This is a genomic window from Clostridium arbusti SL206 (assembly GCF_000246895.1).
In the GTDB taxonomy this organism is placed as follows: Bacteria; Bacillota; Clostridia; order Clostridiales; family Clostridiaceae; genus Clostridium_I; species Clostridium_I arbusti.
In genome coordinates, this window is sequence record NZ_BAEV01000021.1 from 1 (window position 1) to 13652 (window position 13652).

The 13652-nt window shown below is 29.9% G+C and carries 13 protein-coding genes and 3 tRNA genes; all 16 read right to left on the reverse strand.

The window, feature by feature from the left end; translation table 11 throughout:
- Positions 1-224: 224 nt before the first annotated feature.
- Positions 225-301 (reverse strand) — tRNA-Met (locus RH99_RS05770).
- A 5-nt stretch (positions 302-306) separates the two neighbouring features.
- Positions 307-382, reverse strand: a tRNA-Met gene (locus RH99_RS05775).
- Positions 383-388: 6 nt separating this feature from the next.
- Positions 389-478 (reverse strand) — tRNA-Leu (locus RH99_RS05780).
- A 155-nt stretch (positions 479-633) separates the two neighbouring features.
- Positions 634-1041, reverse strand: coding sequence for a S1 domain-containing RNA-binding protein (locus tag RH99_RS05785; protein ID WP_010235211.1), 408 nt, complete (start codon positions 1039-1041; stop codon positions 634-636).
- Positions 1042-1103: 62 nt separating this feature from the next.
- On the reverse strand, positions 1104-1382 hold the full coding sequence (locus tag RH99_RS05790) for an FtsB family cell division protein (RefSeq protein WP_010235213.1): 279 nt from the start codon (positions 1380-1382) through the stop codon (positions 1104-1106).
- Positions 1383-1460: 78 nt separating this feature from the next.
- On the reverse strand, positions 1461-1865 hold the full coding sequence (gene yabQ, locus RH99_RS05795; RefSeq protein WP_010235215.1) for a spore cortex biosynthesis protein YabQ: 405 nt from the start codon (positions 1863-1865) through the stop codon (positions 1461-1463).
- 5 nt (positions 1866-1870) lie between these two features.
- Positions 1871-2152 (reverse strand): sporulation protein YabP, encoded by a 282-nt coding sequence (yabP, locus tag RH99_RS05800; RefSeq protein WP_010235217.1) that lies wholly within the window; start codon positions 2150-2152, stop codon positions 1871-1873.
- Between the two features lie 69 nt (positions 2153-2221).
- Entirely contained in the window at positions 2222-2476 is a 255-nt protein-coding gene (locus RH99_RS05805) for an RNA-binding S4 domain-containing protein (protein WP_010235218.1), read from the reverse strand.
- 93 nt (positions 2477-2569) lie between these two features.
- On the reverse strand, positions 2570-2872 hold the full coding sequence (hbs, locus tag RH99_RS05810) for a non-specific DNA-binding protein Hbs (RefSeq protein ID WP_158511939.1): 303 nt from the start codon (positions 2870-2872) through the stop codon (positions 2570-2572).
- Positions 2873-2958: 86 nt separating this feature from the next.
- Positions 2959-4410: a bifunctional methyltransferase/pyrophosphohydrolase YabN gene (gene yabN, locus RH99_RS05815; protein WP_010235220.1), complete on the reverse strand. Its 1452-nt coding sequence runs from the start codon at positions 4408-4410 to the stop codon at positions 2959-2961.
- A 48-nt stretch (positions 4411-4458) separates the two neighbouring features.
- Positions 4459-5997: a putative polysaccharide biosynthesis protein gene (locus tag RH99_RS05820; protein ID WP_010235221.1), complete on the reverse strand. Its 1539-nt coding sequence runs from the start codon at positions 5995-5997 to the stop codon at positions 4459-4461.
- A gap of 128 nt (positions 5998-6125) precedes the next feature.
- Positions 6126-6680: a stage V sporulation protein T gene (gene spoVT, locus RH99_RS05825; protein ID WP_010235223.1), complete on the reverse strand. Its 555-nt coding sequence runs from the start codon at positions 6678-6680 to the stop codon at positions 6126-6128.
- Between the two features lie 327 nt (positions 6681-7007).
- Positions 7008-8009, reverse strand: a complete 1002-nt coding sequence (locus RH99_RS05830) for a peptidylprolyl isomerase (protein ID WP_010235225.1) — start codon at positions 8007-8009, stop codon at positions 7008-7010.
- Between the two features lie 71 nt (positions 8010-8080).
- Positions 8081-11599, reverse strand: coding sequence for a transcription-repair coupling factor (gene mfd, locus RH99_RS05835; RefSeq protein ID WP_010235226.1), 3519 nt, complete (start codon positions 11597-11599; stop codon positions 8081-8083).
- 19 nt (positions 11600-11618) lie between these two features.
- Positions 11619-12182 carry an aminoacyl-tRNA hydrolase gene (pth, locus tag RH99_RS05840; RefSeq protein ID WP_010235228.1) on the reverse strand — a complete coding sequence of 188 codons (564 nt, stop codon included), beginning with the start codon at positions 12180-12182 and terminating at the stop codon, positions 11619-11621.
- Positions 12183-12368: 186 nt separating this feature from the next.
- Entirely contained in the window at positions 12369-13586 is a 1218-nt protein-coding gene (locus RH99_RS05845; RefSeq protein ID WP_010235231.1) for a S1C family serine protease, read from the reverse strand.
- Between the last annotated feature and the right edge of the window lie 66 nt (positions 13587-13652).

Below are 13652 nucleotides of genomic sequence, written 5' to 3' on the forward strand. Positions count from 1 at the left end.
TTTAATAACCATCTTAACTTATTTATTAATATTATCAAAACAGACTTTAAGCAATAATTTTATAAAATTCTATCTATATAAAAATGGAATTTTAATCTGCTGTTCAGCTCAACTGTATAAAAAAAACACAATGAATATTTAAAAGTTTTCTACATTGATAAATCAGATATCTCAATTATACTTTAACCTAAATAACAAAAGAGTTCATACATATGTATGAACTCTGGTAGCGGAAATAGGACTTGAACCTACGACCCTTCGGGTATGAACCGAATGCTCTAGCCAGCTGAGCTATTCCGCCAAATCTGGTTGCGGGGATAGGACTTGAACCTATGACCTTCGGGTTATGAGCCCGACGAGCTACCAGCTGCTCCACCCCGCGATATTATGGTGCCGAAGACCGGAATCGAACCGGTACGATGGTTTAAGCATCGCAGGATTTTAAGTCCTGTGCGTCTGCCAGTTCCGCCACTTCGGCACGTCATTTCTGACGACAAGATTTATTATATATCATATATTAATAAGTGTCAACAAATATTTAAAATATTTGTTATTATATTTTAATTTAAATCATATTTATATAATTCGTATACTGTTAAAAATAATAGAGGCTACTATAAGCCTCCTTATTACCTAACTTTTTTTATAACCACCACGACCTTTTGCTTCCTGGTGTCTCTTTAAATCTTGAAATCTTTCTTCACTATCTTTTAAAAATCTTGATAGCCTATCTTCAAAATCGGCTCCTCCCTGTTTAGGTTTTGAATTTTTGCTCCAATCAATATCAACAGGTTTACATGTTTTCTTAGGAATAGATGCTTGCTTTATAGACAAACTTATCTTTCCATTATCATCTACTGCCAAAACTTTTACCTTTACTTTATCTTGTTCCTTTAAATAATCTCTTATGTCTTTAACAAAAGTATCTGCCACTTCTGAAATATGAACAAGACCAGTTTTACCCTCCACCTCTACAAATGCACCAAAATTTGTAATATTTATTATTGTACCTTCTAGAATTACTCCTGCCTTTAAGGTCATATTAAAAAGACTCCTCCTCGATATATGTTTATATTTTATTTTAATTATAAATGCTATAACATTTATTTGTTATTAGTACCATTTATTACAGGAACCTCGCCTTGTTTAATAAGCCCTAGTTTTTCTCTAGCAAGTTTTTCGCTGTATTTATCCGATTGTGATACTTTAATTTCATCCTGTAATTTTTCATTTTCGGATTTTAGCTTTTGGGCCTCTACAGTTGTGTCTTTAATTCTAGCCTTTATTCTATGCATAGTGATTTGTTGATTTATAAACAAATAAGATACATTAATAGCAATAATACCCATTATAAGATATTTAAGCTTAGACTTTTTTCTCATACCCTTTTTCCTTTCAGAATTTAACCTTTTAGACTACTATCTCTATTTTAAATTTTTTTATCAATATATTCAAGTTTTTTATTCTTTATTTTTATCTTTAACTAAAAAATAATCAAATAATAGTCTAAAAGGATATACCATCAACTTAAATATTATCCTTATAATTCTAGCCAAACCTCTCATCATTTTAACTTCAATGTACATAAGTTTTTTACTTAAAAGTTTAATATAAATATAAACTCCAATTCCTATAAACAAATAAACATAAATGCCCATAATTGCATCATTACTATAAAGTAAAAATATAAATATTATTATAGCTGTTAAAATCCAAAATAAAAGATCTTCAATAAATCCAATAAACTTATTTGGGACTTCTAATCCTCTCATGACTCTATATATATCAAATAATATACCGGTAAATATCCCTGCAATAAAACTATAAAAAAGCAAATTAAATTGAATAAAATTTGAAAGTACCATAATCTTTACCTAAATAGCCTAGCTATTATACTTTCATTATTTTTTCTGTTTTTACTTCCTGTATATGCAAAAGAATTTATTGTTCCGGTAATTTTCATATCTCCATTTTCTACATCTAACTTATTCATCTTAAGGCCACTCCCTCTAACTGTAAGCGCCCCTAGATTAGTATTTAATATTATAGTTTCATCATTAAAACTGACTACTTCATTTACACCTGTAATAGACAATTTCTTTCTATTTTCAAGCACTAAATTTCCTTTTTTATCCTCAACTTTTACTTCCATACTCTTCCCTCCTATTCCACTTATAAATATATATGTAAAATAGAAGAGTTATATTACATCATATATATATTAATTATCTTCTCCAAAAATAATCTCATACATTTGACTTGCATGTTCTTTAAGAACATGATTTGAAATATTTATTATTTTTGCCTTTAATATTTTTTCAGAATACTTAATTTCTATAATGTCCTCTTCGTTTACATCGGTACTAGGTTTAGCTACTTTTCCATTTATAGAAACTCTACCACTTTCGCAAGCTTCTTTTGCTACTGTTCTTCTTTTTATAATTCTTGATACTTTTAAATATTTATCTAATCTCATAAGATTTCTCCTTTGATATAGCCTTTAATATTTTAATACATAAATAACGAAAAACCTGGATAAAATCCAGGTTTTACAATAAAATTATAAAAACTATTTATTTACTCTGTCTTTAAATTCTTTTCCTGCTTTAAATACTGGAACAGTTGAAGCAGGTATAGTTATTTCTTCTTTAGATCTTGGATTTCTTCCTTTTCTTTCAGCTCTTTCTCTTGTTTCAAATGTACCAAAGCCTACCAATTGAACTTTTTCACCCTTTTCAAGAGCTTCTTCAATACTTTCTATAAACCCTTTTAGAGCTATTTCTGCATCTTTTTTTGTTAAATTACTCTTTTCAGATATACTTGTAATTAATTCTGCCTTATTCACTTTTGTTACCTCCTTAAAATTAAGAATATACGTTAACTTAATAGCATATTCTTCAAAAATTACAAAATTCCTTTTTTTTAATAGACATTTAATTAATAATTAACTAAACGTTATTAATCTTCTAGTGATTTTGATTCATTCCATAATTCATCCATTTCACTAAGTGTCATATCTCCTAGATCGCTATTCATTTCTTTTGCCTTTAACTCAATGAATTCAAAGCGCTTAATGAATTTATCTATAGTATAATTTAAAGCATTTTCAGGGTCAATGTCAAGGAATCTTGAAACATTTACTACACTAAATGCTAAATCGCCCACTTCTTCTACTATTTTATCCCTATTACTCCCTTTATATACATCTTTTACTTCAGTTAATTCTTCTGAAACCTTGTCAAATGCATCTTCTACTTTATCCCAATCAAAACCCACTTTAGCCGCTTTTTTCTGTACTTTTTCTGCTCTTATAAGCGCAGGTAGATTCTTAGCTACATGTTTCAATGTATCTGTATAACTATTCATTTTCTGCTCTTTCATCTTAATCTTATCCCAATTGTCAATAACATCTTCTGTAGTTTCTGCTATTTCATCACCAAATATATGAGGATGTCTATTAATCATTTTATTGCAGATACCTTCTATTACATCATTAACATTAAAATATCCTTCTTCTTTTCCTATTTGTGAATGAAATATAACTTGAAATAATACATCGCCCAGTTCTTCTACTATCATATTTTCGTTTTTTTCATCTATTGCCTCTAAAACCTCATAACTCTCTTCAATAAGATTTCTTTTTATAGAATCATGATCTTGGTCCTTATCCCAAGGGCATCCATTTTCTCCCCTCAAAATATCAATAATTCTTAACAAATCATAAAAATCTTTAGTGTTATCCAAATCTTTTGGTATGTATATAGAAGTAAGATAATCTATATCTTGTTGGCGATCAAGCTCATATAACGCTATTTTCCTGATACTCTCATCCTCTTTTATTCCTGCTGATCTTACAAAGTAAATTTCAGTATCATCTTTATAATACTCCAATAATGTAATTTTAACCTCAGATGATATAAAATTATTATAAACTTGAGTTATTATCGTTCCTATTCTCTTATCCATTATTTGATTTTTTACATCAAAAGCATCTATTACTTTAATCCCCTCTATTGGATCTATCTCTAGTGCCTCCATCACGGCATCTATAAAGCTTACAGCTGGTAATATATTTGTTTTGACTTTTTTATTTTTGCATAGTTTCAGTAGAATATTTACTGATTTCTCAGCTACAAGTGGATGTCCTGGTACTGCATATACAATATCACCTAATAACTCATGTTGCTTGACTAAATCCTCGGCAATAGAACTATATACCTCATCAAAACTTTCTGCCTGCTCATATTTACCATCGTAAGTTGTAAAATGAATTCCTTCATCTTTTAAAAATTTAACAGTAGGATGCTTTTTTGTTCTTAAAAATATATTATTATTTTGCTTTATTAGCTGTATCGCACCCATAGTCAATGATTCTAAAGATCCAGGACCCAAACCAACTATATTAATCATACCTCTATCCCCTTTATGCATATTGCTTATTGCTATTAGAAAACATTATCAATGTTTTCTAGCTATTCTTCTCTTTATTTGACTATAACTAAATATACCAAATACCAATATTAAAATTAAGTATATAATAACTCCGAGAAATATAGCTACAAAACAAGCTATACCATTACTCATTGTATTATTATAGACATTTGAATAAATAAATACAACTGTAATCACCATAATTATAGAAGCATAAGCCGGTTTTATTATACTATCATAGAAACTAATCTTTACATTTAAACATTTTTTAACAAGACGTATATTCAGCATAGCCGCTGTCATATACCCCAATATAGTTCCTACTATAGCTCCATACACATTTATTTCAGGTATTGGAACTAAAAATAAAGTTATAGTTACTTTAACAACGCATCCTAAAAATAAATTTATTACAGGATAAAAATACTTTCCTATACCCTGCAATATGGCCGTACTTGTTTGAGCAAGAACTATAAATGGTATACAAATACTTAAATATTTCAAAATCAAATATCCATCTCCATGCCCAGGAAATATCAAGTTTAGTATAGGTCTAGACATAAAGAACAATCCACATAAAGACGGTATAGCAATAACCATAGATACCTTTATAGCTGACTGAAGCTTATTTAGTACTTCCTTCTTCCTGTTTAATATATATGCTTCTGATATTATTGGAACAAGAGAAGCACAAAGAGCTATAGATAAAGTTAATGGCACATTAACTAATACAAATGCTTTACCTGTAAGTTGTCCATAAATTATGGTAGCTTGTTTATAATTAAAACCTGCTATAAGAAGCTTTTGTGGTACAATTATAGAATCTAATAGCCCCATAATACTGCTCACTGCTGATCCAAGAGAGATAGGGATTGCTATATAAAGAAGTTTACTCATTATGTCATGATTTTTTTTGTGACTAACAACCTTAAATTCCTTTCTAACGGAAATATATTTACTTATCAAATATATTCCAGCCACTACGGCCCCTGCCACTGCACCAAAAGCAGCTCCACCGGCTGAGTATTCTATGCCTCTAGGTAATAGTATGTACGCAAGCCCTACCCCCACAATTACTCTTCCTAGTTGTTCAAATATTTGTGATATAGCTGTAGGATTCATATTTTGCATTCCTTGAAAAAATCCTCTAAAAGCACTTACTACAGATATAAATAGAGGCGCTAATGCAATAGCAATTAATGAATAATAAGATTTCTTGTCCCAATTCAAAAAATCAATTAAACTATTACTGAATATTAGAATAAAAGTTGTAAATCCTCCTCCAATAATAAACATAAGAATTAAAGCTTTTCTAAGAACTAAAATTGCCCCATCCTTGTCTCCCATGGCATTTCTTTCTGAAACCATCTTTGAAATTGCTACTGGTATGCCCGATGCAGTGGCTATAAAAAACATATACATAGGATATGACATTTGATAATATCCTATTCCCTCGTCACCTATTAACATTATAAGCGGCCATCTAAAGAATATACCTAAGAACCTAGCAAAAATACCTGCTATTCCTAAAATAACAGTTCCTCTAATAAGCGATTGTTTCTTCATAATATACAATACCTCCAAAGTTCCTATAAAATATTAATATTTATAGTTTGGAGGTATTATTACTTTTTATCTAATTTTTATATGTAACCTTTGGTTAAAAAAAATTTATTATAACTAGTACAATAATATTATTGTTCCATTTGTTTCCCTAAGAATAGAGAAGCTGTTTCACTCAATTTTTCTTCTGTTTCACCAAAAGTCACTCCTGATTCTTTAGACATTATAATTACTGCACCTATAGAATCTCCTTCTGCTATAATAGGTGAAATTATTTGTGCAGAATATTTACCCTCTATTTCTTCATCTTCTATTAAGGGTATTGCTTTATTATCATTGCTATTCATGTTGACAATTTTTCTGCCATCCATGACTTTTTCTAGTTCATCACTTACACGTTTTTCTAAATACTCCTTTTTAACTCCACCACTTATGGAAATAATACTATCTTTATCAGCTATAAGTACTATATGTCCAATGGATGTGTTCAAAGATTCTGCATATTCTCTTGAAAAGTCACTCAACTCACCAATAGGTGAATACTTTTTTAATATTACTCCTCCTTCTCTGTCAGTAAATATTTCAAGAGGATCTCCTTCTCTTATCCTTAAAGTTCTTCTAATTTCCTTCGGTATTACAACTCTTCCAAGATCATCTATACGTCTAACAATACCAGTTGCTTTCATACTCATTTTCCCTCCTATATAATGTAAATGTTTTTACGTTTATAGTATCTTACCAAGTATAAAATTTTATGCATACTTTTTACTATAGTACTAAATTAGACTTATATTTACAAAAACTATTTTGCACAATTTCCTGTATTAAAGCTTTACTTATCGTTAAGTAATTTATCTAATTTTCTCTTTATATCAGTGGAGTATTACAGCGACTAATCAACTAGTCATCAGATAAGAACATAACTTCGCTTAAACTATAATATCTTCATAACTAAATATGCAAATAGGCTATCCTGACAGGATAGCCTATTTGCAATTATATAAATATTATATTTAATTTAAATTTTTAGGATATTGTGTAATTTTAGCTTCTTTCTTCCATTTATCTATAGCTTTTGTTGTAGCATCTTGTTTTGCTGTTTTTATCAAAGTATCTTTTATATCAGATTTTACTTCATCAAGTTTTTTAACAGGATATTCGGTTTTAGTAATACATTTTATAACATGCCATCCAAATTGAGTTTGAACTGGTGCTGATACCTCACCTGGTTTTAATGCTAATCCAGCTTTTAAGAAAGTAGCATCAAGTCCTGAGTTTGCTTCCTCTAAATCCCCTAAATCTCCACCATTATCTTTACTTCCTGTATCAGTAGACACTTCTTTTGCTACCTTTGCAAAATCTTCGCCTTTATCAATTCTATCTTTAGCCTTTTGAGCATCAGCTTGTGTTTTCACTAATATATGAGCAAGGTGTACCTTATTAGGTTGTGTTGTAAACTGACTCTGATTTGCATTGTAGTAATCTTGAATCTGTTTGTCTGTTACCTTTACATTCTTAGTTACATTATCTACAACTTTATTTATTATAACTCCATTTTTTATCTGCTCTTTTAGAGAAGCATCTGTAAATCCATTTTGACTTAAAGCTGTCTTCCATTCAGCATCAGTTTTATAATTAGATTTTGTAGAATTATATTGTTTAGTAACTTCTGTATTCAATTCAGAATCAGACGGTACTAATTTCATTGATTTTGCCTTTTGTAGAAGTAGTGTTTCCGTAACCATTTCATCAAGCATGCTTTGTTTTTGTTGTTTTAATGCTTCTACTGCCTGATCATTACTAGTATAATTGTCTCCATACTGTTGTTTAATTTGACTAATAATACCCTTCATTCTGTCATCAAGTTGACCTCTAGTTATTTTTTCATCATTTACTTTTGCCACTGTACTCTTCATAATACCTTGTTCTGTTTTTGCTATCATATTACATCCACTCATGGCTATAGCAACTATACCAATAATTGCTATAGACACTATTTTCTTTATGTTCTTCAAATCTACGCCCCCTACTTTTTTAATTATTTAAAATATAAATTTATCAACATGCATTTAATTTTACCATAGATTTACTTTGTTTCAACTACTGATATCATGTATTTTAATAACTCAATCAAATCATTCAGTAAATTTTCCCTTTTTAAATCTCTTAAATTGTATACAATTATAGGTTTATCTTCACTCTTAAAAACTATACGTCTTTTGTAATTTTTAATTAAACCTTGTATCAGTTTATCTGTTATTCTATCTTTATCCTCAAATTTAAAATTTATTGATTCAATTCTATCTCTAACATCGACTATACCTATTTGTCTTGCTAGCGACTTAATATAGGCAATATCCATTAAATTAGCAACAGATATAGGTATGTTGGAATACCTATCCTCTAATTCTTCTTGTATATCTGTAAACTCATCTCTTGATTCAATAGAAGCAATCTTTTTATAAATCTCTATTTTTTGAACCTCATTTTCTATATAGGAACTTGGGATATATGCATCAACTTTGAGTTCAATAGATGTTTCAATAGGTTCTTTTTCTATATCACCCTTATACTGTTTTATAGCATCTTCAAGCATTCTGCAATATAAGTCATATCCAATAGCTGCCATATGACCATGTTGAGCTGATCCCATCATATTACCAGCTCCTCTTATTTCTAAATCTCTCATTGCAATTTTGAACCCAGACCCAAGCTCTGTAAATTCTTTGATTGCCTTTAATCTCTTTTCAGCTACCTCTGTTAACATCTTATCTTTTCTATATGTAAAATAAGCATATGCCATTCTATTAGTTCTTCCAACTCTACCTCTAAGTTGATAAAGCTGAGATAGGCCCATTTTATCCGCATCATATATAACCATTGTATTAACATTTTGAATATCAATTCCTGTTTCGATTATAGTAGTACATAGCAGTATATCATATTCCTTATTCATAAAGGCAAACATTTCTGTTTCTAATTGTCTTTCAGTCATCTGTCCATGTGCCACAGCCACCTTAGCTTCTGGAATTAATTTAGATAACTTAGATGCCATGTCTTTTATAGTTTCTACCCTGTTATATACAAAGAATACCTGTCCACCTCTATTAAGTTCTCTCATTACAGCATCTCTTATAAGTTGGTCATTATATTCCACCACATAGGTTTGTACTGGGTATCTCTCCTCTGGAGGTGTTTCCATAACACTTATATCTCTAACCCCTGTAAGTGACATATGGAGAGTTCTAGGTATAGGTGTAGCTGTTAACGTCAATACATCTATATTTCTCTTAAGATTCTTAATTTTTTCTTTATGAGTTACTCCAAATCTCTGTTCTTCATCCACTATTAAAAGTCCTAAATCTTTAAATAATACATCCTTTTGCAATATTCTATGCGTACCAATAAGTATATCTATATTTCCTTCTTTTAGAGATTTTATAGTAGCTTTTTGTTGAGCCGAAGTTCTAAATCTACTTATCATATCTACAGTTACAGGAAAGTCAAAAAATCTTTTCTTTAAATTTGTGTAATGTTGTTCGGCAAGTATAGTAGTAGGAACCAAAAATGCCACTTGTTTTCCATCCATTACCGCTTTAAAAGCAGTTCTAATTGCTACCTCTGTCTTACCATAACCCACATCACCGCATATGAGTCTATCCATAACTTTTCCTATTTCCATATCATTTTTTATATCTTCTATTGCACTAATTTGATCCGGGGTTTCATCATATGGAAACTCCTCTTCAAATTGCTTCTGCCACACAGTATCCTTGGAATAAGTGTATCCATTTAAAGTAGATCTTATAGCATATAATTTAACAAGTTCTTCCGCTATTTCATTGATGGATTTCTTAACTTTATTTTTAGCTTTATTCCATTCATTTCCACCCAATTTATTTATCTTGGGTGAATTTCCATCACTACCTATATATTTTTGCACTAAATCAAGTTGTTCTACCGGAACAAATAATTTGTCATCACCAGAATAACTGAGCTCAAGGTAGTCTTTTTTATGATTTTCAACCTCAAGTTGTTTTATACCCTTATATACTCCTATTCCATGATTAACATGAACTATGTAATCTCCAGGCTTTAATTCTGCAAAACTCTTTATCTTACTTACACCTTTTTGATTTTTCTTTTTAGCCTTTCTTTTAGCTTCTCCAAAAAGCTCTTTATCTGAAATTACACATAGTTTCAAATCTGGATACTCAAAGCCTTTATTAAGACTTCCAAAAGTAATTATAATTTCACCAAATTGTATACTTTTTATTTCATCTCTATAATTACTTTCTATACCTCTATCCCTTAAAGTATTTACAAGCCTTTCTCCCCTTGGTTTACTTCCACATAATATAATAGTTTTATAGCCTTTATCCTTCTTATCTTTGATTTCATTTATGATCAAATCAAGAACTCCACCAAAACCACTTAAAGTTATTTCTCTAAAGTTCTCATTATAAGTAGTCTTCAGAAAGCCTGCTGCCTTTTCAATACTAGTCATATTAATTGTTTTATTGTCATTCAATACTTCATAAATTTCCTTTTCAGGAATAAGAAGTTTACCCTGACCTGGTAGTATATCCCCTCTTTCAAGAAAGGCTTTATAATTTTCCTCAAATTCTAAGAATATGCTACTTAGCTTTCCCTTACAACGTACGTCATCTACTACTATTATTAGTGAGTCCTTGATAAAATCAAAAAATGTAGATAACTTATCATAGAAAAAGGGTAAAAAACTATCTATAGTTTCAAAATTAGAGGATTCTTTTAAAGCTTCAAGATTTCTATTCATTATATTAGTTATTTTTTCTTCAGCTTCCTTATCATTTTTTTGCTGAAGATTTTTTACTACTAAGGAAAGCTCTTCTTTTATCTTATTATATCCTCTTTTAACATTGTTTTCCTCTAAAATAACTTCTTTTGCAGGGAATATATCAATTTTACTTACCTTATCTATACTCCTTTGTGAATCCGTATTAAAAGTCCTTATAGAGTCAATTTCATCTCCAAAGAGTTCAATTCTATAAGGCATATTAGTTATAGGAGGAAATATATCAAATATACCTCCTCTTATGGAGAATTGTCCCTTACTATCTACAGTTTCTACTCTTTCATAGCCTGATAAGATAAGTTCTTTACTAAACTTATCTAAATCAATAGTATCTCCAAATCCAATACTGTATGAATACTTATTGTATAGCTCCGCAGGAGCATAATAGGATGAAAAAGCATCAATTGAAGTAACTATTATCTTTCTACCTTTTATAAGCATTTCTTTTATAATTTTTATTCTTTCCCATCTTAGGTCACCGGATATTGCATCTATATTATAGAACACCATATCTTTAGATGGAAAATAATAAACATTAGATAAGTATAATGACAAATCTTCATATATTTTTTTTGCTTCTACATCGTTATCCGTTACAATAATAAAAGGATTATCCATTTCTTCATACACACTGTAAATAAAATAACTTCTTGCCGAATCAGATAAACCAGATATTCCAATGGGAAATTTATTTCTATTTATATTAGATATTATATTTATAAATTCTCTACTTTCTCTTAAAGGCTGAATAAGCCCCCTAAATCTCATATTAACACCTCTTAAATTACTAAACCTTAATACCATTAAAATTATTCATGGCCTCACAGGTACCTTTTGTTATTATGCATTGCACTGCATCAGCTGCAACATTAAATACTTTTTCTACCTCAATTCTATCCTCAGTACTGAATCTTCCAAGAACATGTGATATTAGATCTCCTATTGGAGCCCCTACCCCTACTTTAACTCTTGGGAATACATCACTGGATAGATTAGATATTATATTTTTTATACCATTATGTCCACCAGCACTGCCTGATTTTCTTATTCTCATTCTTCCAACACTAAGACTAATGTCATCATAAATCACTATTATATTTTCATTTTTTATTTTATAAAAATCACAAACCGCTTTAACACTTTCACCACTTAAATTCATAAATGTAGCTGGTTTTAAAAGTATTACCCTTTCATCATCTATTTTTCCATCACCATATACTCCTTTAAATTTTGTCCTATTCATATTGATATTATACTTATCGCTTATTAAGTCTAATATATCAAAGCCTACATTATGTCTTGTTTTCTCATATTCTTTTCCGGGATTTCCTAATCCAACTATTAGATGCACTTTATGCCACTTCCTCCTTAATTTTATCACAATAAGACATACAAAAAGAAATGAGAAGTGAGCTGTACTTTAAATATCTTTACTGTTCATTTCTTTATTATGCCTAAATACATTATACTAAATATTTATATAAATAAAAATCGGCAGTAAAGACTAAATTCATTACTGCTAAATATTTTATGTTTATCAATTATCAAACACCGGTCTCTCTGATAATTTGATGTTATATCTTATAATCTTTCCGTCCCTTAAAATTTTACAAGGTATTGAATCCCCAACCTTATGCCTGTTTATAATGTCTTGTAGTTCATTTTTTGATTGCAATTTCATGCCATCAAATTCTATTATTATGTCATTAGCTTTAATACCTGATTCGTCTGCTCCAGTCTTCTCTGCAACTTTCTTAATCAGTACACCCTTTACACTTTTATCTTGAGATACATAATCTTCAGGATAAATTCCTAAATATGGTCTTATGACTCTTCCATCCTTCATTATAGAGTTTATTATTTTTTTCGCCTCGTTTATAGATATAGCGAATCCCATTCCTTCTACATTTTCGTTAGACCCTATTTTTAAACTGTTTATACCTATAACCTGACCATCTTCATTACAAAGAGCACCACCGCTATTTCCTGGATTTATAGCAGCATCAGTCTGAAGCACCTTGTAAGTTGTATTAACACCTGTAGATGGATCCTGTATTCGTATTTCTCTATTTATAGCACTTATTATGCCTGCAGTAACAGACCCTGAAAATTCATCTCCTAATGGATTCCCTATGGCAACGGCAGTCTCTCCTACCTGTACCTTTGATGAATCCCCAAAAACAGCTGTGGGTAAATTAGTGGAATCTACTTTAATAACGGCTAAATCAGACATAGCATCATATCCTATAACTTTTGCATTTAGTGGTTTAGAACTTTTACTATTGGACAATTTAACTAGATGCTTATTTGTTCCTTTAATAACATGATAATTTGTTACAATATATCCATCAGATTTAAAAATTATCCCAGATCCACTATAAGTACTAGTCTCACTATCTAAAACATTATCATTACTATTATTTATCCCAACTACGCATTGACTTACATTTTCAGCTACTCTAGTAATTGGATTTTTAGAATTGCTATCCTCATTGTTAGTTACCTTATTACTTTGAAAAATAGATGAGTTATTATTTTTTGCTTGATTATTACTATATAATTTACTGGAAATATATCCTCCCGTTATTCCACCAGAAAAGGCAGCAATTAATACAAATGCTACACCTTTATATATTTTAATGAGGATAGCTCTTTTATCCTTTTTTCTGAATTTTATATTTCCACTTAAATTTTCTTTCTTTGTTTCTAATTCATGCCATTCTACATCTTTAATAATATTATCATTATCTTTCAAAGTAACACCTCCCACTATATAAGATATCTTCAAAGAAACATTTAACCCATAGGATGTTCCTTTCTA